This is a genomic window from Oligella ureolytica DSM 18253, from assembly GCF_000373745.1.
GTDB classification, from domain to species: Bacteria; Pseudomonadota; Gammaproteobacteria; order Burkholderiales; family Burkholderiaceae_B; genus Oligella; species Oligella ureolytica.
Map to the genome: position 1 here is coordinate 52,422 of NZ_KB892280.1, position 20,628 is coordinate 73,049.

General features: G+C 43.5%; 17 protein-coding genes, 1 other RNA gene and 1 pseudogene. 5 read left to right on the forward strand and 14 right to left on the reverse strand.

Annotated features, from left to right (window positions below):
* Positions 1-35: 35 nt before the first annotated feature.
* The 12 genes and pseudogenes from rfaD to gyrA all read right to left on the reverse strand — a co-directional run bounded on the left by rfaD (position 36) and on the right by gyrA (position 14,038).
* A pseudogene (gene rfaD / locus B092_RS13425) lies at positions 36-1,029 on the reverse strand (ADP-glyceromanno-heptose 6-epimerase).
* Positions 1,026-1,955: a D-glycero-beta-D-manno-heptose-7-phosphate kinase gene (rfaE1, locus tag B092_RS13430; protein ID WP_018573370.1), complete on the reverse strand. Its 930-nt coding sequence runs from the start codon at positions 1,953-1,955 to the stop codon at positions 1,026-1,028. Before rfaE1 ends, rfaD begins: the two are co-directional and overlap by 4 nt.
* Position 1,956: 1 nt before the next feature.
* Entirely contained in the window at positions 1,957-3,204 is a 1,248-nt protein-coding gene (gene lapB, locus B092_RS0100950; protein WP_018573371.1) for a lipopolysaccharide assembly protein LapB, read from the reverse strand.
* A 9-nt stretch (positions 3,205-3,213) separates the two neighbouring features.
* Complete coding sequence (locus B092_RS14615) at positions 3,214-3,570, reverse strand: LapA family protein (RefSeq protein ID WP_051077692.1); 357 nt, start codon at positions 3,568-3,570, stop codon at positions 3,214-3,216.
* A 170-nt stretch (positions 3,571-3,740) separates the two neighbouring features.
* Positions 3,741-4,097 (reverse strand): integration host factor subunit beta, encoded by a 357-nt coding sequence (locus B092_RS0100960; RefSeq protein ID WP_018573372.1) that lies wholly within the window; start codon positions 4,095-4,097, stop codon positions 3,741-3,743.
* Positions 4,098-4,099: 2 nt separating this feature from the next.
* Positions 4,100-5,815, reverse strand: a complete 1,716-nt coding sequence (gene rpsA / locus B092_RS0100965; protein ID WP_018573373.1) for a 30S ribosomal protein S1 — start codon at positions 5,813-5,815, stop codon at positions 4,100-4,102.
* Positions 5,816-5,956: 141 nt separating this feature from the next.
* Positions 5,957-6,634 carry a (d)CMP kinase gene (gene cmk, locus B092_RS0100970; RefSeq protein ID WP_018573374.1) on the reverse strand — a complete coding sequence of 226 codons (678 nt, stop codon included), beginning with the start codon at positions 6,632-6,634 and terminating at the stop codon, positions 5,957-5,959.
* A gap of 39 nt (positions 6,635-6,673) precedes the next feature.
* Positions 6,674-7,990: a 3-phosphoshikimate 1-carboxyvinyltransferase gene (gene aroA / locus B092_RS0100975; protein WP_018573375.1), complete on the reverse strand. Its 1,317-nt coding sequence runs from the start codon at positions 7,988-7,990 to the stop codon at positions 6,674-6,676.
* 82 nt (positions 7,991-8,072) lie between these two features.
* The gene (locus tag B092_RS0100980) at positions 8,073-9,029 is read right to left on the reverse strand and encodes a prephenate dehydrogenase (protein ID WP_018573376.1); all 957 of its coding nucleotides are present in this window, start codon (positions 9,027-9,029) and stop codon (positions 8,073-8,075) included.
* 93 nt (positions 9,030-9,122) lie between these two features.
* Positions 9,123-10,223 carry a prephenate dehydratase gene (pheA, locus tag B092_RS0100985; RefSeq protein WP_018573377.1) on the reverse strand — a complete coding sequence of 367 codons (1,101 nt, stop codon included), beginning with the start codon at positions 10,221-10,223 and terminating at the stop codon, positions 9,123-9,125.
* 6 nt (positions 10,224-10,229) lie between these two features.
* Positions 10,230-11,360, reverse strand: coding sequence for a 3-phosphoserine/phosphohydroxythreonine transaminase (serC, locus tag B092_RS0100990; RefSeq protein ID WP_018573378.1), 1,131 nt, complete (start codon positions 11,358-11,360; stop codon positions 10,230-10,232).
* A gap of 5 nt (positions 11,361-11,365) precedes the next feature.
* Positions 11,366-14,038 carry a DNA gyrase subunit A gene (gyrA, locus tag B092_RS0100995; protein WP_018573379.1) on the reverse strand — a complete coding sequence of 891 codons (2,673 nt, stop codon included), beginning with the start codon at positions 14,036-14,038 and terminating at the stop codon, positions 11,366-11,368.
* A 451-nt stretch (positions 14,039-14,489) separates the two neighbouring features.
* Here gyrA and ompA point away from each other — a divergent pair, with 451 nt between their 5' ends.
* From ompA to B092_RS0101015, 4 genes are all read left to right on the forward strand, one after another.
* Positions 14,490-15,056 (forward strand): outer membrane protein OmpA, encoded by a 567-nt coding sequence (gene ompA / locus B092_RS0101000; RefSeq protein ID WP_018573380.1) that lies wholly within the window; start codon positions 14,490-14,492, stop codon positions 15,054-15,056.
* 145 nt (positions 15,057-15,201) lie between these two features.
* Positions 15,202-15,915 (forward strand): bifunctional 2-polyprenyl-6-hydroxyphenol methylase/3-demethylubiquinol 3-O-methyltransferase UbiG, encoded by a 714-nt coding sequence (gene ubiG, locus B092_RS0101005; protein WP_018573381.1) that lies wholly within the window; start codon positions 15,202-15,204, stop codon positions 15,913-15,915.
* A complete protein-coding gene (locus B092_RS0101010; protein ID WP_018573382.1) occupies positions 15,912-16,595 on the forward strand; it encodes an HAD family hydrolase in 684 nt (227 codons plus the stop codon). The genes ubiG and B092_RS0101010 overlap by 4 nt, the downstream gene beginning before the upstream one ends.
* Entirely contained in the window at positions 16,588-17,202 is a 615-nt protein-coding gene (locus B092_RS0101015; protein WP_018573383.1) for an OmpA family protein, read from the forward strand. Before B092_RS0101010 ends, B092_RS0101015 begins: the two co-directional genes overlap by 8 nt.
* A 27-nt stretch (positions 17,203-17,229) precedes the next feature.
* On the opposite strand, the gene ssrA is transcribed toward B092_RS0101015, so the two are convergent.
* Positions 17,230-17,563, reverse strand: a transfer-messenger RNA (tmRNA) gene (gene ssrA / locus B092_RS14850).
* Between the two features lie 92 nt (positions 17,564-17,655).
* Between ssrA and B092_RS0101020 the strand changes: the two genes are divergently transcribed.
* Positions 17,656-18,345 carry a hypothetical protein gene (locus tag B092_RS0101020; protein WP_018573384.1) on the forward strand — a complete coding sequence of 230 codons (690 nt, stop codon included), beginning with the start codon at positions 17,656-17,658 and terminating at the stop codon, positions 18,343-18,345.
* A gap of 57 nt (positions 18,346-18,402) precedes the next feature.
* Here B092_RS0101020 and B092_RS0101025 read toward each other — a convergent pair whose 3' ends face one another.
* Positions 18,403-20,628, reverse strand: coding sequence for a carboxy terminal-processing peptidase (locus tag B092_RS0101025; protein ID WP_083907437.1), 2,226 nt, complete (start codon positions 20,626-20,628; stop codon positions 18,403-18,405).

A 20,628-nucleotide genomic window follows, 5' to 3' on the forward strand; every position in this document is an offset into this window, starting at 1 on the left:
ACCTAGTTTGCAACTACATATTAGGTAGGTAATATCTAAAGAGACTTAGTATTTAACAAATACTGCACATACTCAGATACGTCCTCTTGAACCGTTTTAAAATTTTGCTCATATCGACCATCATGTCGAAGCCTGTCAGTATTAGCTTGTGTAAAGCTTTGGTACCTGCCCTTTAAGTCATCCGGAAAATCAATGTACCTCAATAGTCCTTGCTGTACCTGCTCATCAAGACTCAAAGGTGCTTCATCACGTGATTCACGCACCGTATTAATGACGGTATGAGCAATATCATTAAAAGGTTGTGCTCTACCCGTACCGCAATTAAAAATCCCACTAATTTGCGGTTGCTCCATAAAATGCAGATTAACCTTAACTACATCTTCGACATAAATAAAATCGCGCACCTGTTCACCGGCTTCATAACCATCATAGCCACCAAAAAGCTGGACAAAACCCTTGCTTTCAAACTGATTAAAATGATGGAAAGCAACTGAAGCCATACGTGCTTTGTGCTGCTCATGCGGGCCATACACATTAAAATAACGTAAACCTACAATTTGCGACGTACTATTAACTAAACGGCGGCGCACCACTTGATCGAAAAGAAACTTTGAGTACCCGTACACATTTAACGGCCCCTCAGAGGACAGCTCTTCGGTAAATGCCTGCTTAGCGCCATAGGTTGCCGCAGAAGAAGCATAAATAAATGGAATACCTTTTTGTTGGCAATAATCCAACAACTCTAAAGAGACTTGATAGTTATTATCCATCATGAATCGACCATCACGCTCAGTGGTATCAGAGCAGGCCCCCTGATGAAAGATCATACTAATCGGGGGTAATTTATCCCCTAACAACTCTTGTCTAAATAAATCTTTGTCCTTGTAATCGGCAATTTGACAGTCGCGTAAATTGATAAACTTATCACCTTGTTGCAAATCATCAACGGCTAAAATATTATCAAAGCCATGCTCATTTAAGCCCTTTATGACTGCCAATAAACCCTGCAGCACCCGTTACAACGATCATAATAACTCCTCTGCACTCACGATTGATGTGCCCACCTTACCGACAACGATGCCGCCTGCTTTATTTGCCCACTTAATTGCTTCTGGCCAAGGGACACCGGCAGCTCTAGTCACCGCCATCGTTGCCAACACAGTATCTCCGGCACCCGACACATCAAAAACTTCTTGTGCCTGAGCATTCACATGGTGAGCCCCATCGTCAGAAAATAGCGTCATGCCTTTTTCTGATCGTGTTACTAATAATGCTTCTAACTGCAATTGTTCACGCAACATTTGAGCTTTTTCGTATAACTCTTCCTCAGTATTCCAAGGGCCAACTGCCTGCGACATTTCCAACTGGTTTGGTGTTAGGAGATTGGCGTGCATATACGCTTGATAATTATCACCTTTAGGATCGACCAGTACTTGCAATCCGTGCTGTTTTGCGACATTAATAATCGAATCAACGTGCTTTAAAACACCTTTTGCGTAATCTGATAAAACAACGATATCATGCGCCGGTATCAACTCTTCCAAATTGGCATATAAATCTTTCAAGCTATGCTCAGTTGGCTCATGCTCAAAATCGACACGTAGCATTTGCTGCTTTCTACCTAAAATACGCATTTTTAATGTCGTATTAATCTGCTGATCCAGGCTCAATGCCGTATTAATACCCACCTCATCTGCCAGGCGTTGGATTTTCTCACCGCCCTCGTCAACCCCAACGATGCCGGTTAAGGTCGCTTGAGCACCCAGACTAATGACATTACGTGCGACGTTACCCGCACCACCTAAACGATCTTCTTTTTTGACAACACGGACTACCGGCACCGGTGCTTCGGGAGAAATTCTACTCACATCACCAAACCAATATCGATCCAATATCAAATCACCAATCACAAGAATTTTTTTATCTTGGATTTGTTCTAAAGGATAAGAGCGCATATTACTTTCCCTCTAAGCGCTGTGTAGAATACGTTTCCCACTGATTACAACCGGGGCACTGCCAATAAAATGATTGCGCTTGGAATCCGCAGGCGCGACACTCTCGACGATCCAAACGCTGCGCATGTTTATGGATAATCTTGTGTAAGTAATTAACATCTAATATTTCAGCAAGTGCCGAAGAGCTTGTTGATTCAGACGTATCTGCTATATCTTGACTCTGAATTTCAGACTCTAAAAACTTACTCAAACCAAGCAATGTGGGATGCTCTCTTAGTACATCTGCAGCGAAACGGCGGGCCGCTTCATCATCCTCATCAAGACGATAATGCCTTAAGAGAATCACAAAAAGATCTAATGAAAAGTGCTCTTTAAAATGCTGAGCCAACAGGTGCAACCCCTTTGAGAGCTCACCCGCTTGTTGGTAATTTTTTAATAGCTTTTCTGCCACCAAGCTACTATAAGTAGGTGCTTCTTGCAAAACATGCTCAAGTTGTAAGCGCTGATTTTCAGGTTGACCTTGCAGCACAGCAATGTCAGCTCGTAACATAACAATACGAGCGATGGACGCCTCGCTATGCTCATCCAAAGAGTTGTATTGCAAGGCATGTTCTGCTTGATCTAAATGCTTGATAGCTTCAGCCAAATTAGCAGGTTTTGCTTGTAAAGCCTGTTCAGCCAACTCGCAATGATAATGTATCAACGCAGGCACTGATTCATTTAAAAGTGCTTGAAGCTTAGTCACCGCTTCGATTGCTTTTGGCCAGTCATGCACCGACTCATAAATACGGATGAGATTGCGTGTCGCTGCGACACTATAAGACTGACTATTCATCACCTTCTGAAAAGCCTCTTCAGAGCGATCAAACATCCCGGCTTTAAAGAAATCCTGACCAATTTGATAAAGTGCCTGCTCTTGATCCTTGAGCGGCAAATCAGCTCGATTTAAAAGACTCTGATGCACACGAATGGCACGCTCAATCTCACCGCGCCGTCTAAACAAATTGCCCAAGGCAAAATGCAGCTCGGTTGTCTCTGTGTCTAACTTAGCCACCTCAATAAACGCATCAATGGCTTTGTCATGATCCTCATTTAATAAAAAATTCAGACCTCTAAAATATGAATCCGGCAACTGCTTAGTCTCTGACAGCATCTGCCTAAAATCAACTCGCGCAGCTATCCATCCCAATGCAAACACAATGGGAATAAGAATAAGCCACCAAACTTCAAAATCAACACCTACTTCCATCGTTATATCTTACTGCTTTGGTTGTAGAGAAATAAAAATATCGGGACCATCGGTGCTACTGTCTTTTGCATTGTGCTGCTCCTGTACTTTTTCGCGCACATGCGTAGCCGCCTGTCTATGTAAACTTGCAATTTCATCCTTAAGCTTGGCTTGTCTGTACTTTCCGCGAAAATAGGCAGGTGCCATCAGAAAATAGGCAAATATGGCGCCCAATATAAACGCTATCAATAAGGCAAGAACCAGAGGAATGCTCTTGGCCTGAAGATCTGCAAAGAAATTGACATCAACCAGATGCGTATTATTAATTGCAAACAATAAGACCAGAACAAAAATGATTATACGTACAATCCAAACTAGATACTTCATCGACTTCATCCTAGGAACGTTAACTATGCCCTATTGTAATAGGAAACAAGAAAAAACTTAAGCCTTTAAGTTTTGAATTTATTTTAAACAATAGAAAAAATAAAACCCGAATTCAGATAATAATCTTAAATTCGGGTTTATATAAACAAAGCGTTAAAGCGTTGAACTAATTAACCGATAGCTTCTAATTGACAATCGTCATGATTGGCTCCGGAAACATCCGTAGAACCTGACGCGCCTTCTTGGAATGTCGCATCAACTCGCTCACGCAACTCCTTACCTGCTTTAAAGTGAGGGACCTTTTTGCCAGGAACCATTACTCTTTCACCGGATTTGGGATTGCGACCGACACGAGGGGCTCTTTGCGACAATGAAAAACTTCCAAAACCACGCACTTCAATACGCTTACCTTCAGCTAAGGCATCAACCATCGCATCTAGGATCGTATTGACTGCAAAATCAATGTCACGAGCTGGCAGCTGTGGAAAACCAGCTGCCAAAGCCTCAATTAACTCAGATTTAGTCACTTTTACTCTTCGTCTTTAGCTTCGTCAAGCTTAGCTTTAAGTAAAGCACCTAAGCTTGTCGTACCGGATTGAGCAGCAGAACCCTTAATGCTCTCAAGTTTCTCAGCAGTTTCAGCGTTGTCACGAGCCTTAATAGACAACTGAATTGAACGCTGCTTACGATCAACATTAAGAATTATTGCTTCAATCTCATCGCCCTCTTTGAGTGCGGTTGTAGCGTCTTCTACACGACCAGTAGAGATTTCAGAAGCACGTAAATAGCCCTCTACGTCTACAGATAGAGTAACAACAGCACCTTTAGGTTCAACTGACTTAACAGTACCCTTAACTAAAGCACCCTTGTCATTGGTAGAAACGTAGTTATTGAATGGGTCGCCTTCTAACTGCTTAACACCTAAAGAAATACGCTCTTTTTCAGTGTCAATAGCTAAAACAACAGCCTCAACTTCGTCACCTTTCTTGTAGTTACGAACAGCTTCTTCACCCGCTTCATTCCAAGATAAATCAGATAAATGAACTAGGCCATCGATATTACCCGGTAAACCGATAAATACGCCGAAGTCAGTAATAGACTTAATAGCGCCTTGTACCTTGTCACCACGATTGAAGTTAGCAGAGAAATCTTCCCAAGGGTTAGAACGACACTGCTTCATACCTAGAGAAATACGGCGACGCTCTTCATCAATTTCGAGAACCATCACTTCGACTTCTTCACCTAGGCTAACTACCTTGCGTGGGTCAACATTTTTGTTGGTCCAATCCATTTCAGAAACGTGAACTAAGCCCTCAATACCGGACTCAACCTCAACGAAAGCACCATAGTCAGTTAAGTTAGTAACCTTGCCGAATAAGCGAGTACCTTTAGGGCAGCGACGTGATAAACCGATCCATGGGTCTTCACCTAACTGCTTAACACCTAGTGATACACGATTTTTCTCACGGTCAAACTTAAGAACCTTAGCATCGATCTCTTCACCAACAGTAAGCACTTCGGATGGGTGACGTACACGGCGCCATGCCATGTCAGTAATGTGTAATAGACCGTCAATAGCACCTAAGTCAATAAACGCACCGTATTCGGTAATGTTCTTAACAGTACCTTTGACCACTGCACCTTCTTGTAAGGATTCTAGTAGTTTCTCGCGCTCTTCGCCCATAGTTACTTCTAATACCGCACGACGTGACAATACAACGTTGTTGCGCTTGCGATCTAATTTGATCACTTTGAATTCTAAAGTTTTGCCTTCGAAGATGCTTGTATCTTTGACAGGACGTAAATCAACTAAAGAACCCGGTAAGAACGCACGAATACCGTTAGTCATAACAGTTAGACCACCTTTAACCTTGCCGGTGATGGTACCGTTAACTAATTCGCCGGACTCTAATGCCTGCTCCAACTGTAACCAAGCAGATAAACGCTTAGCACGATCGCGAGAAAGAATAGTAGCACCGTAACCATTTTCGATAGAGTCGATTGCAACAGATACAAAATCGCCGATTTCAACTTCTAAATCGCCTTGATCGTTTAAAAACTCTTCGATAGGGATTAACGCTTCAGATTTAAGGCCGGCATTAACAGTAACAAGGTTACGATCAATACCAACAACTTCAGCAGAAATCACCTCACCAGATTTCATTTCCTGGTCTCTAACGCTTTTCTCGAATAAATCGGCAAAGCTTTCGCCCCCTAGGGCTTCTTGGTAGTTTAAGGATGTCATTAATTTAATATCCAAAGGCAATACTTGCCTAATAAAAAACACGTCAATATAAAATCGACGGAGTTAATAAAACTTTTGTGCCATCTAAAAAAACAGCACAAAAGACCAAAAATCATTAATCAATTAATTTAAGCCTATACTTTAGGCTTGATTGCACTTGTCTTGCCAATGCTCTAAGACGACTGCTAGGGTTTCTTCGATATCTAAATCTGAAGAATCTACAACAATCGCATCGTCGGCCGGCTTTAAAGGTGCGTGCGAACGATTTAAATCGCGCTGATCGCGCGCTTCCAAATCCGCAATTAAACCGTTGATTTTAACTGAAAAACCCTTTTTCATCAACTGCTTATAGCGCCTTTCCGCTCTTTTTCGCACATCCGCAACAAGATAGATCTTTAAATCCGCATCAGGAAAGACCATCGTCCCCATATCGCGACCATCAGCAACCAATCCCGGCGCTCGGCGACAGTTACGCTGACTCTGTAGCAGAGCAGCACGCAACTCAGGATAAACAGCAATTTTAGAAGCAATAGCACCAACCTGCTCACTCTCAATGCTATCAGTCACATCCTCGCCATGGAGAAAGATACCCTCAGGCAAAAACTTGACGGACAATGCATTAGCAACCTCAGCAACTAACTCTTGATCCTCTAAATCTACCTTTCTCTTCATGCAGTCTAAGGCAGTTAAACGATATAAGGCACCGGAATCTAATACATACCACCCTAATTCTTGAGCCAATAAAGTGGCCACAGTACCTTTACCTGACGCACTTGGTCCATCAATAGTGATCACAGGGACATCGCTGAAGGAGTTCATTTGCTTTTACCTCAATTGTAATTTTTATATGATTTTAACTTATTTCAAAAGCTGCTTGTATTCGTCAAAGTACGTAGGGAAAGTTTTGTTAACACACGCAGGATCCATGATACGTACCGGCACACCCGCAAACACCGCCAATGAAAAGCACATCGCCATACGATGATCATCATAGGTCTCAATGCTTGCTCCCTTCCATTGCACAGGAGGAGTCACTTTGAGATAATCATGACCTGATTCAACAATCGCTCCAAGCTTTTCAAGTTCGGCATGCATCGCATCAATGCGATCTGTTTCTTTGACACGCCAAGAAGCAATATTTCTAAGCGTGCACGGACCGTCAGCATAAAGCGCTAAAACAGCTGCAGTCATTGCCGCATCAGGAATTAAGTTAAAATCCTCATCGAAGGCCTGGACGCGAGGAGCATCCCCCTCTTGAATCGAACTCACCTCAATATAATCGGCCCCATACGCTAGCTGAGCACCCACTCTTTCTACAAACTCAGCAAATAAAATATCGCCTTGAATACTCTCTTTATTAATACCGTAAATACGAATAGGACCACCAGCTAACAAACCTAAGGCGAAAAAATAGGAAGCCGATGACGCATCGCCCTCTACCCAAATCTCTTTTGGTGAAACATACTCCGCATCCGCAGCGATAATATAGCGTTGCCAATCATGGTTTTCCACGCTTACTCCGAAATGCTGCATAAGATTGAGAGTAATTGCAATATAAGGCTTTGAAATCAGCTCCCCTTCGACCTCAATTTCAATCGCCTGATTCAATTGCTTAGCTAGAAGCGGCGCAGCCATCAAGAGAGCGGTCAAAAACTGGGAGGAAACAGAACCTGCCACCTTAATCACAGTATCTTTTTTTAGTACCGGCGGTTCAATTTGTAAAGGCGGATAACCCGGATTTTCTAAATAATCTATTTTTGCACCAATGCTTTTTAAAGCCTCTACTAAATCACCAATTGGCCGCTCGTGCATACGAGGAATCCCATGTAAATGATAACGACCATCACTTACTGCCAAAGCAGCGGTTAGAGGGCGAATAGCCGTGCCGGCATTTTGCATAAACAAATCGGCTTCTTTAACCGGAAACTCGCCTAAACCATGGACTCTCACAGAACGATTTCCCAAATCATCGATTTGTAAACCAAGCTTATTAAGCGCGCTTAACATCACCTTTGTATCATCAGAGTCCAATAAGCCGTGAACAATAGTTTCCCCTCTTGATAAGGCTGCCAACAACAACACTCGATTTGAGATACTCTTGGAACCTGGCAGATGAATTTCTCCCATGGCTTTTTTTGTAGGCTCTAAATCCAGATAAGGTAGTGTTTGAACCACTGCTTCCCCCCAAAAAATGATTAAATTATTTTAATACTTAACAAAACTCAATTACTCAGTAGGTTACATTATAAGTAATCGATTATGTTTTTAAGTGCCAGTTTTTTCTTTTATCAGAGGCTTGCTTAAACCATTTCAACATGCTGTCTTCTTTATCTTCTTCTAAATAAACCTTGGCTTTTTCCAGCTGTTGAATAAAATCATTTAACTGACAGAGCATCGCCTCTTTATTAGCATAAAAAATATCATTCCACATTTCGGGTGAACTAGCGGCAATACGAGTAAAGTCTTTAAAACCCGTACCGGCCATTGTAAAAAACAACTCATGATCCTCTGCAGCCAATAAACTATTCATATAGGCAGCAGTAATATAATGGGGCAAATGACTCGTGGCAGCAAAGATTTTGTCATGCAGCTGCGCATCCATACAATACACTGATGCGCCCACAGCTTGCCATACAGCGGCTAAGATCCCAATATCTTCAAGTGAATTTTCTGTCAGAGGGGTAATAATCAGCTTACGATCCTCATAGAGATCACTGCGTGCCGCAGCTGCCCCTGACTGGTGCGAGCCCGCAATCGGATGCAGTGGCACAAACTGCTTAATACGCTCTCCCATAATGGCACGGGCATCAACAATCAATTCATATTTGGTGCTACCACCATCACAAACGATCGCCCTATCAGAAAGATGTGGGGTCAATTGCTGTAAAACACTCGCAAATGCTTTGACAGGTACGGCGATGTAAATAAGATCGGCATGCTGAGCCAAATACTCCATGCTAACCACCTCATCAATGACACCCAAGGCCTTGGCATTTAGCAAGCTCGACTGCTGCCGACCCGATGCGATCACACGCCTGCAAAGACCGGCACGCTTTAAGGCCAAAGCAAATGAACCACCGATTAAACCGGCACCGACAATACCGACCGTTTGAAACGACTCAGGTTCAACTTGCGCTTCGATCTGGGCAATACCATCATCAAAACTCACTCGGACTGCTTCACTAAGCGCTGATACTGGGAGCAATTTAGGCATTAGCTCAGGGTCTCATTTAGTATAGTTAAACTAGCAAGCAGTTTATTGTTGCTTACGCTAAAATTATTCATAGATAAAAAGCAGCTCAGAACATTACCTATTATCATGTTGGCGCGGATATGAACCTAGAATTTTTAGGAAAGACGAGCGCGCTTCTAATTCAGTCAATGCTTGGCGAACATTTTCATCATCTTGATGACCTAAGATATCAATATAGAAGTAATACTCCCATTGTCCTGTACGCGCCGGACGCGACTCAAAGCGAGACATAGACACACCATGAGCAGAAAATGGCATCAATAAGTCGTGCACTGCACCCACTCGATTAGGCACCGCGACAATTAAACTTGTTTGATCGTCACCACTTGGTTGATTAACAATATGCCCTATCGCCAAAAAGCGCGTTTTATTGTTGGCGTCATCCTGAATATTTTCAGCCACCATTAGTAACTCCCACGCTGCAGCGGCATGAGCCCCTGCAATGGCTGCAACAGTCGGATCCTCAGCGGCAATACGCGCGGCATCTGAATTACTTGCTGCCGGCTCAAGCACCAGGTTTGGAAAATTGAGGGACAACCACTGATGACATTGAGCCAAAGAATGTGGATGAGCCATGATTTTCTCAATGCCCTCCATATTTCCTGACTTGGTCATTAGGCATTGATGAATAGTCAATGTGCGTTCACCATGCACTTTTAATGTGGTGCTTAATAACAGGTCTTGCGTACGATTTACTGCTCCTTCCGTAGAGTTTTCTACAGGCACCATGCCGACATCAGCCTGCCCCGCTTCTACTGCTCTAAAAACCTCATCAAACGAAGGACAAGGCAAAGCCTGTACTGCATGACCATAAAAATCGTAAGCGGCTTGCTCTGAAAATGAGCCTTTAGGACCTAAATAAGCAATCGTCAGACCGCGCTCTAAACCACGACAAGCAGAGATAATTTCGGTCCAAACCGCAGAGACTGACGCATTAGGAAAGACACCATTGAGGTTATCCTTTTGTAAAGCACGAATTACTTGTGCTTCTCGCTCAGGTTTGATCACTGCATCATCAGCATCAAAACCATGCTTAACCTTACCCACCTCAATCGCCGTCTGAGCGCGCTGATTCAATAAGTCTAAAATTTGATGATCAAGCGCATCAATTTTGTCGCGCAATGGCTTAAGTAATTGATTTAATTCACTGCTCATTGCTAATTATCCGTTTTGACGCTCAAAATCTTTCATATAGGCTACCAACGCCTCAACCCCCTCAATAGGCATGGCATTATAAATAGACGCACGCATACCTCCCACAGACTTGTGTCCTTTTAAGTTCAGCAATCCTTGCTCCTTAGCACCGGCCAAAAACTTAGCATCTAAAGCTGCATCATGAATGATAAAGGGTACGTTCATAATGGAACGGTGCTCGGGCTGAACAAAATTATTATAAAAATCTGTGCTATCCACATAATCATATAGAAGCTGAGCTTTAGCCTTGTTTTTTTGCTCAACTGCAGCTAAGCCGCCTTGTGCTAGGAGCCATTTATACACTAATCCGGCGATATAAATGCTATAAGTTGGTGGGGTATTAAAGCAGGAATTTGCCTCGGCGACCTTTTGATAATTAAAAACATCAGGGCAAACTGATCGGCACTTACCCAATAACTCACGACGGATCACTATCACTGTGATTCCTGCTGGACCTGCATTTTTCTGAGCGCCGGCATAAAGCATATCAACTTTATTTAGGTCCCAATCTCTGGCTAAAAAATGAGATGAAACATCTAACACCAGCGGCACATTTTCTGCACCTATCTGCTCTTTGTTAGGTAAGTCAGCAAACTCGACACCACCGATGGTTTCATTACTGCAATAGTGTAAATAGGAAGCCTCAGGATTAACACGCCATTCGCTAAACTCCGGAAGCCAATGCCAAGGCTTGTACTCTACACCATCAATTACTCGCGAGTCGCCACTACTTGCTGCAATACGTAGTTCACCGTAGCCTACCGCTTCTTTATACGCCTTATTTGACCAAGATCCGGTCAAAACATAGTCAGCAGTTTGAGCCTCTTTTAAGTCGAGCAGGTTCATAGGCAAAATAGCATTTTGCGCTGTCGCACCACCTTGCATAAATAGCACGGCCCACTCTTCACCCACTCCTAAAAGCTTGGCTAAATCAGCCTCAGCCTCGGTGCAAATTTGTGTAAACTCTGCTCCTCGATGGCTCATCTCCATAACAGACTGACCGCTACCCTGCCAATCCAACATCTCATCAGCAGCTTGCTGTAACACTACCTTAGGTAACACTGACGGGCCGGCAGAAAAATTCCAAAATTGCTTCATGTCGATTATTCCTCATTTGTAGAGTCATCTGAAGCGTCAGTCCCTTGCTGACCCTCATCACCAATCTCTACACTTTCCATATCTTCTGACTCTTCTGAGTCTTCATCTAAATCACTTTCTACAACTCGCTTAACACCGGTTAAGAAGTCATCCTCATCACAATTGATGAGTGTAACCCCCTGAGTCGCCCGACCCATCTCACGAATCTGCTCGACCTCCGTGCGAACCAACACACCGGCTGAGGTAATCAACATAATCTCATCCTCTTCGTCGACAAGCACTGCACCAACTACCTTACCGTTACGCTCAGAAGCTTGAATAGCAATCACACCCTTATTACCGCGCTTATGTCGTGGGTATTCTGCAATGGAGGTACGCTTACCATAGCCATTTTCAGTCGCAGTTAACACGCTGCGCGATTCATCGTTAGCAACTAACATGGCAATTACCGCTTGCTCAGCATCCAGATTCATACCGCGGACGCCTCGTGCATTACGCCCCATCGGACGTACATCCTCTTCATCAAAGCGAACTGCCTTACCCTCATCCGAAAATAGCATCACATCATGCTTGCCATCAGTTAGCTCAGCACCAATCAGGAAGTCACCCTCATCGAGACTAACAGCAATAATCCCGCCACGACGTGGGTTAGAGAAATCAGAAAGCTTAGTTTTCTTAACAGTCCCTTGGGAAGTTGCCATAAAGACGTACTGGTCCTCAGTAAACTCTTTCACAGGCAAAATCACGTTAATTCGTTCGTTTTCTGCTAATGGGAAGAGGTTCACAATAGGACGCCCGCGAGAGTTACGACCGCCCTGAGGCACAGCATAAACCTTCAACCAATACATACGCCCATGATTCGAGAAGCACAATAAATAATCATGGGTATTGGCGATAAACAAGCTATCAATCACATCATCTTCTTTCATGGAGGTAGCTTGCTTACCGCGACCGCCACGACGCTGAGAACGATACTCTGATAAAGGCTGGCTCTTGATATAACCACCCTGAGATAGTGTGACGACCATATCGGCAGGCGTAATCAAATCCTCCATATCGATTTCTGAGGCATTAACCTCAATAGTCGAGCGACGTTCATCTTTAGTATTGGTACTAAATTCGGTCTTAATTTCCTCTAACTCTTCAGCAATAATATTAGAGATGCGCGCTGGCTTAGATAAAATATCGATTAAATCGGCGATTAAACTCATCACCTCTTCGTACTCGCTGACAATCTTATCTTGCTCAAGTCCGGTCAACCTCTGCAAACGCATATTAAGAATTTCTTGGGCTTGGACATCGCTTAGATAATATAGTCCATCAGCTTGCAAGCCAAACTCCGGATCTAGCGTCTCTGGTCGATAGGCTGAGCTACCGCCCATCACCTCTCCCTCATCAGCAGCGGCAAGCATGGTGCGCACCAATGAAGCATCCCACCCCTTGGACATCAGTTCTTCACGAGCAACCGGAGGTGTAGGAGCGGCACGGATAATACGAATAAACTCATCAATATTAGCAAGAGCAACTGCTAATCCCTCTAGCACATGACCGCGGTCACGTGCCTTACGCAACTGGAAAACAGTTCGACGAGTAACCACTTCGCGTCGATGCTGTAAGAAATAATCAACTAACTGCTTAAGATTCAGAAGACGTGGCTGACCATCAACCAAAGCAACCAAATTCATACCGAAGGTGTCTTGAAGCTGGGTCATTTTAAAGAGGTTATTAAGAACAACCTCAGGCATTTCACCGCGTTTTAGCTCAATAACCAAACGCATACCGTCCTTATCGGACTCGTCACGGATATCAGAGATACCCTCAATGCGCTTATCATTAACCAACTCCGCAATTTTCTCTTGGAGGGTCTTCTTATTTACTTGATAAGGAATCTCATCAACCACTATCGCTTGGCGATTACCACGCTCGATATCTTCGAAATGGGTCTTAGCGCGCATCACAACACGCCCACGCCCCGTACGATAGCCCTCAACCACTCCTTGAGTGCCGTAAATAATACCGCCTGTCGGAAAATCCGGTGCCGGTATAATTTCGATCAACTCATCGACTGTGCAGCCCGGATTGCGCAACGCATATAAACAACCATCAACCACTTCTGCTAAATTGTGCGGCGGAATGTTTGTAGCCATGCCAACCGCAATCCCTGAGCTACCGTTAACCAATAAGTTAGGTAAGCGTGTAGGCAGAACTAACGGCTCCTGCTCAGAACCATCATAGTTTGGTCCAAAGTCAACCGTATCCTGCTCAATATCCGCTAACAACTCATGGGCAATCTTAGATAAGCGCACCTCGGTGTATCGCATCGCCGCAGCACCATCACCATCAATAGAGCCGAAGTTACCCTGACCATCAACTAATGTATAACGTAAGGAGAAATCCTGTGCTAAACGAACAATCGTGTCGTAGACTGCGCTATCGCCGTGAGGGTGATACTTACCAATGACATCACCGACGATACGGGCAGATTTTTTATGCGGCTTATTCCAGTCATTGTTTAAAACATTCATCGCATAAAGCACACGACGATGCACTGGCTTCAAGCCGTCACGCGCGTCCGGTAACGCACGCCCCACAATCACACTCATCGCGTAGTCTAAATAACTACGTCGCATTTCATGCTCTAAAGAGATTTGAATCGTTTCTTTAGCAAAAGAATCCATACTTACTCACCAATAGCAAAAGTGCCATTTAAATTCATAAAAGTTAACCCCCTATTCTAACATCTATCGTGTTGTAGCAAGCCAAGCCCTCTAATTGAATTAAATTTATGCTCAAACAAACGGCTCACAAAAGACCATGAGATTTGTTTTTATACAACAGGCCAAGCCCATACTCACATCATTATTCTTTGCCTGCACACAACAAACTGTATCTTTTAGACAACATAAAGTTTATAAAAAAAGCTTTTACCCTTAAATTACAACAAGTTAGGGTATTAACTTAAGCGAAAAAACAGGAATTCATTTAAGATCTTAAACATGCATCAGGGAAAATCTATTCAAAACACTTTGAATGATGTTTCATTGATTGCTATACTAAACCTGATTTCCATTCTGCGGCGGTTTCGCTGCGAGTAACTTTTTAGCTTTATTTAGCTCATCGAGGAGAAACATGAACAAAGCCTCTAAATTCGCATTAGCATTCGCCGTTGCAACCACTGCAACTACTGGCGTAGCATCTGCTCAAACTATCGATAACTGGCAAAGCAACTACGGTATCGTTTGGATGAACAACACAGGCGAGCACTGCTGGCGTAATAACTACTGGACACCAGCTACTGCCGCTCAAGGTTGTGGCGCTCCAGCGGCCCAAGAAATGGTTGCCAACAAGGTTGCCTTTAACGCAGACACTTTCTTTGATTTTGATAAATCAACTATCAAACCTGAAGGTCGTAACATCCTAGACCAGGTTGCTCAGCAAGCTCAACAGCTTTCTTTAGAGTCAATCATCGCTGTAGGTCACACTGACAGCGTTGGCTCTGACGAGTACAACCAAGGTTTATCAGAGCGTCGCGCTGCTTCTGTTAAAAACTATCTAGTTTCTCGCGGTATTCCTGCTGACTCTATCATCGCTTCTGGTCGCGGTGAAGCTCAGCCTATCGCTGATAACTCTACTCGCGAAGGTCGCGCTCGCAACCGTCGTGTTGAAATTGAAATTGTTGGTACTCGTACTAACTAATTAGCATGGAGTTATATTTCTGTCAGTAAAATCCTAACTTTGGTTTATTTTTCTAGGCAGAAATACTACTAATTTTGCAATAGGCTCCGTTTATTTCGGAGCCTTTTTGCTTTTACCCTCACCGTTCAAGAGTACAAGCCCTACTATGAGTGATACTAGCAAAACGATTAATGTCGACCCTTCTGAAATCGAGAAGTTTAGTGCCGTCGCATCAAAGTGGTGGGATACCGAAGGTGAATTTGCGCCACTACATAAACTCAATCCCCTACGCACACAATGGATCATCGATCACACGGGTAGCCTAAACAACAAAGAGGTGATTGATGTTGGCTGTGGAGGCGGCATCTTAGCAGAAAGCCTAGCCAAAGCTGGCGCCAAAGTAACCGGCATTGACTTAGCACAAAAATCACTAACTGTGGCTAGACTTCATAGCCTCGAAAGCCAACTAGTGATCAACTATCAGAAGATACCCGCCGAAGAAATGGCAGAGCAATATCCGGCGCATTTTGATGTAGTAACCTGCATGGAAATGCTTGAGCATGTTCCTGACCCGCACTCCATTATTCGCGCTTGTGCAAAAATGGTAAAACCTGGGGGTTGGGTTTTTTTCTCAACAATCAATCGCAACCTAAAATCATTTTTACAGTTAATTGTTGCCGCTGAATACATCTTAGGCATGGTTCCCAAGGGCACACATAATTACAATCAACTGCTAAAGCCCAGCGAACTTCGCCAGACGATTGAGCAATCGGGCTTATCACTAAAAGAAATCAAAGGCCTTAATTACAATTTATTTTCAAAGGTTTACTCGCTCAGCCAAGACGCCACCGTCAATTATTTTATTGCAGCTCAAAAATGATAGATACTGTTCTATTTGACCTAGATGGCACACTCGTTGATAGCGCACCGGGATTAGCACTTGCGGCTAACTTGCAAAGAAAGAAATGCTTTCTTAAAGATTTAGCTTATGAAGAGCTTCGTAAAGTGGCCTCACACGGAACTCGTGGCTTACTTCAAGTCGCCCTCGAACTTGAACAAAGCGATTTGGTTTACCCTTATTTCAGGGATCGATTTTTAGAAGACTATCGCGAATGTATGCTAGACAACAGTCATTTATTTCCCCAAATAGCCGAATTGCTCGTCACCCTTGAGGATCGAGAGATAACATGGGGGATTGTGACCAATAAAAGTGAGGCCCTCACTTACCCGCTACTGGACTATCTAAAACTCAATACACGCAGTCAAGTCACTATCTGCGGCGATACCACTCCTTTTTTTAAGCCCCACCCCGGAGGCTTAATCTACGCCGCAGAACAAATTAACAAACAAAGTAATCAATGTATTTACGTCGGCGATGACGAACGTGATATTATTGCTGGTAAGAAAGCTGGTATGAAAACAATTGCCGTTACTTACGGCTACAGTCTAGATAAGCTCATGGCTACCGCTTGTGATCCTGACGCAATCGCTGAACACCCAAGCGAGATACTCCCTCTTCTATTTGGCGATGCGCATTCTAAAGGTTTAATTCATGCATAAGATTATCTCTTATCCCTCAATTACAAAACTCTCGCGCTTTGGTGCTATTTCCTGCCTTATTATGCTGAGTGCATGCACCACACTAAACGATACCAGCCAAGGTGGCAAAGGCAGCTTCAGAGTCAATGAAGACGGTAAGCCTGCCAGTAATAGCCGCTTTGCTTGGGTCAGCAACAACTGGAAAGAATTAAGCGAATCGATCCATGCTACTAATACAAACGAACTCGCTATCGAGGTCAACCAAGTTCACGATGGTAGCCTACGCATCTTGATTCCGGCAGATGAAGTCTTTGTTGGCAATACCTTGCGTGTCAATCGCAAGTCTCACCCCCTTCTCAATAAGATCGTAGAAGAGATGAATTCACGCCAAGAGCTGCGCGTTCGGATTGTAGGACACACCGACAGCAGCGGCGATGACCTACAAAATCAACTTCTCTCACTAAATCGCTCCAATAGCGTAGCAAGATACCTCATTTCAAATGGCCTAAGAAGCTCCAGAATCGAACTTGAAGGCAGAGGTTCTATCGACCCGCTAGTGAGCAACGATTCAATAAAAAACCGCATAATCAACCGTCGTATCGAATTATATCTGTATCACTTGAAATAAAAAAAGGGGCCGAAGCCCCACTTGAAATAAAAAAGGGGCCGAAGCCCCTTTAATCCGTTCTGTTGACAAGTGGATCAGTCTCCTAGCAACACCAATTTAGGCGGCTAATGCGTAACTTTCGTCATTTGCATTTATAGAGTTCGCTAGATTTACGGTCTTCGCCTACCGGCTGCCAATCTTCCTATCTTCCCCTGTCGAAACCAATGACGCCCCCGTCATAAATACACTAAACTACTTACTGCACTTATGGTGGAGGCGGCGGGAATCGAACCCGCGTCCAGAAGACCTTCAGTCAATCAGGTATACAGCTTAGGTTCGATTGTAGCAAATTTAATAGAATCAATCAAGATAGAACTAAATATAGTGCCAGTACGTTAAGATATAGGGCTATCTTTAATCATGTAGCGCAGCGATGACGCTGAGCTTTGTTTTGTTTATTTTTGTTCTTAATTCATGAAAGCTGCTTTTCTTATTTTATCTGCCGTCAATCAACACCCTACTAACACCACCAATACGTTAGCTCAACTACAACACCAATTAAAGACGCTAAGCCATCGTTTTGAACAAAGCCCTAATGCCTTAATCGAATACAGCGAAACGGCACTCAGCGAGGAACAAAAACAACAATTACTGCCACACACTGACCTCTTGGCTGAATTTCGCCCTAACGACTTGTTAATCAAACTAAAAGCAGAACGACAAGCCACAAACAATCCGATTGACTCAACCTCTTATCATGAATTATTAAAAATCGTTGCCCTTAATTGGTTTTTACAAAATGCCCATGGTTCCGGTTTATTTAAAGATATCAACTATGTCATAGTGATTGAGTCAGGCACCAATATGAATCTAGACTTTATTGAGTTTCTTAATAAACCCGAGAAAATTAAAGGCAAGTTTTTCTTTAAAAAAGCACTGCCTAACCCTGCTCAAAGTGATAAAAGTCATGCGCTGATGCACTACCCTACAGATCTTTGGGCATATTCTGCCGGACTGACTGACGAGCTAATCGACAACATCATTGATGCCTCAGAAAATGCTTACAATCAATTAGCAGATATCAATACCGACAACGGCCCTGTCGGCTTAGGTTATGAACTCTTTAAAACGATTAATTTATCAAAGGTACATTTTCTAATTTAAGAAAAAAATGCTTGTAGAAGTCATCATCTACAAGCATTTTTCTTAGCGCCTCTTTAATTAATAATAATCGGCTAAATCCACTGCGATATTAACCGCCTCTCGAGTAGGCGTATCAATATTTTCTTTGCGCCTTTTCTCATTCTCGAGCTCTTCATGAAGATTACCCTCACCAAAAGATAGACCATCATCTAAACGGAAGATGCCTACATCAGACTGTCCGAGCTTTTTACGACGCTCGTTAAACTCATGGCGTTGCTCTTCCATTTCCTTACGCTCTTGAAGACGTGTCTCATAGTTTAAGGAGACTTCTTTGCGTTCGGATAGCTTGGCGCTATATGCCACTTCATCAACCAATAGCTGCCAAGCCTCTGAGCTCTTGCTACGCTCCTCATGACGCTTAGCAACAGCCGCAATGATAGGCTTCATATCCTTAAACTGACGATACGTCACGGGCTCAATCTGAGTCCATGGTAAAGCATTTGGATAGCTCGACTCACCAAACTCTTCATGATTGACTATCGAAGGAAAATCAATGTCAGGCTGGACACCTTTAGACTGAGTAGACGAACCATTAACCCTAAAGAACATTTGAATTGTCCACTTTAAAGCGCCTACTTCAGGGTTTTGAACGACTGATTTATTGATAAAATCAGACAAATCAGTCAAGGTTTGCACCGTACCTTTACCCCAAGTATCATCACCAACCACAATACCGCGCCCATAGTCCTGTATAGCCGCCGCAAAGATCTCGGAAGCCGAAGCAGAAACCCGATTGACCATCACCACCACAGGCTTATCCCAGACAATCTCTTGATGGTTACTGCGCACATGCGAAATACGATCATTATTATCTTTGACCTGAACAATATGGTTCATCGGTCCGACAAAAAGACCACTGAGGTTAGCGGCTTCAGACAAAGAGCCACCGCCATTATTACGCAGATCCAATACAACAGCGGAGGCACCCTGCTCATTTAAATCTTTTAATATCTTTTTGACATCACGGGTGACGCTTTTGTAGTCAGCCTGCTTACTCGATCTTCCTTCGAAATCCTCATAAAAACTTGGGATTGTAATAATACCGACCGTCTTCTTGTCGCCTTCTGATTCAACCTCTAAAGTCTTAAGCTTTGCTGCTTGATCCTCCATCATGACCTTATCGCGAATGATATGCACGATTTTAGTCTCTGACTCTAAGCCTTCATCGCCGGGAAGAATTTCAACCCGTACGACGCTACCGCGCTCACCACGCACCTTAGCAACAATATCATCAAGACGCCAATCAATCACATCCTCCATGGGTCCTTCTGTACCCTGTCCCACCGCAACAATTCGATCGCCCGGTTTAATCCGTCCGGACTTTTCAGCAGGCCCTCCTGCTACTACCTCACGAATTTGAGCATACTCATCACGCTTTTGTAATACAGCGCCAATACCTTCAACAGACAGGCTTAATTGCACATTAAAGTTTTTGGCAGAAGTAGGACTGAAGTAGCTTGTATGTGGATCGGTACTATCGGCATAGGCATTTAAAAACATCTCAGCGACATCTTCACTGTTTGCCTGCAAAATCAATTTCTGACTATTGGTATAACGCTTACGGAGACGCTCAATAATCTGCTCATCAGTGCGACCAACTAACTTCAATCGTAAAAAATCATTTTTAACGCGTTGGCGCCATAACTCATGTAAATCCTCTTTGGTTCTTACCCAAGGCAGCTTCTTACGATCTAAAGAAAAAACTTCGTCCTTAGTAAAGTCAAACTCATGATCTGAGTCTAATAAACTAAAAACGTATTGATAATATTCCTGGACACGCTCACGATACAGCGTATAAATATCAAACGCCATATCTAGCTCACCGTGAGAGATCATTTTTGCAGTATCCAAACGATGAGGGTGAAACTTCTCGATATCCGATAACAACAAAAACATACGCTGTGGATCCAAAGCATCAAAATACGCATCAAAAATGCGACCGGCCATCACCTCATCTAATGGCTGCTTGTTATATTCGAATGTGGATAAAATACGGCTTATCAGAATGGATGCTCTTGAGAAATCTGATCGACTAGAAAGCGCCGGTAAAATTTCACTATCGCTCTGCTTTGCTGCAGCGCTATTTGCTTCTGCTACAGCAGCCAAATAAGGCGCTCCTACAGAGCCAACTTGGGCAATACTCGGTCGAGGCTGCTCAGGAAGCACAGAGCTCTCACATGCGCTTACTACAAAGCAGGAAGAAACAACTAATGCTAACAATCTAATTCTTGATCTAATCGTCAT

Bases quoted from the DNA above. Each gene is read 5' to 3' on its own strand.
- rfaE1 (WP_018573370.1), bottom strand. From the start codon at position 1,955: ATGCGCTCTTATCCTTTAGAACAAATCCAAGATAAAAAAATTCTTGTG.
- lapB (WP_018573371.1), bottom strand. From the start codon at position 3,204: ATGGAAGTAGGTGTTGATTTTGAAGTTTGGTGGCTTATTCTTATTCCC.
- B092_RS14615 (WP_051077692.1), bottom strand. From the start codon at position 3,570: ATGAAGTATCTAGTTTGGATTGTACGTATAATCATTTTTGTTCTGGTC.
- rpsA (WP_018573373.1), bottom strand. From the start codon at position 5,815: ATGACATCCTTAAACTACCAAGAAGCCCTAGGGGGCGAAAGCTTTGCC.
- cmk (WP_018573374.1), bottom strand. From the start codon at position 6,634: ATGAACTCCTTCAGCGATGTCCCTGTGATCACTATTGATGGACCAAGT.
- B092_RS0100980 (WP_018573376.1), bottom strand. From the start codon at position 9,029: ATGCCTAAATTGCTCCCAGTATCAGCGCTTAGTGAAGCAGTCCGAGTG.
- pheA (WP_018573377.1), bottom strand. From the start codon at position 10,223: ATGAGCAGTGAATTAAATCAATTACTTAAGCCATTGCGCGACAAAATT.
- serC (WP_018573378.1), bottom strand. From the start codon at position 11,360: ATGAAGCAATTTTGGAATTTTTCTGCCGGCCCGTCAGTGTTACCTAAG.
- gyrA (WP_018573379.1), bottom strand. From the start codon at position 14,038: ATGGATTCTTTTGCTAAAGAAACGATTCAAATCTCTTTAGAGCATGAA.
- ompA (WP_018573380.1), top strand. From the start codon at position 14,490: ATGAACAAAGCCTCTAAATTCGCATTAGCATTCGCCGTTGCAACCACT.
- ubiG (WP_018573381.1), top strand. From the start codon at position 15,202: ATGAGTGATACTAGCAAAACGATTAATGTCGACCCTTCTGAAATCGAG.
- B092_RS0101010 (WP_018573382.1), top strand. From the start codon at position 15,912: ATGATAGATACTGTTCTATTTGACCTAGATGGCACACTCGTTGATAGC.
- B092_RS0101015 (WP_018573383.1), top strand. From the start codon at position 16,588: ATGCATAAGATTATCTCTTATCCCTCAATTACAAAACTCTCGCGCTTT.
- B092_RS0101020 (WP_018573384.1), top strand. From the start codon at position 17,656: ATGAAAGCTGCTTTTCTTATTTTATCTGCCGTCAATCAACACCCTACT.
- B092_RS0101025 (WP_083907437.1), bottom strand. From the start codon at position 20,628: ATGACGATTAGATCAAGAATTAGATTGTTAGCATTAGTTGTTTCTTCC.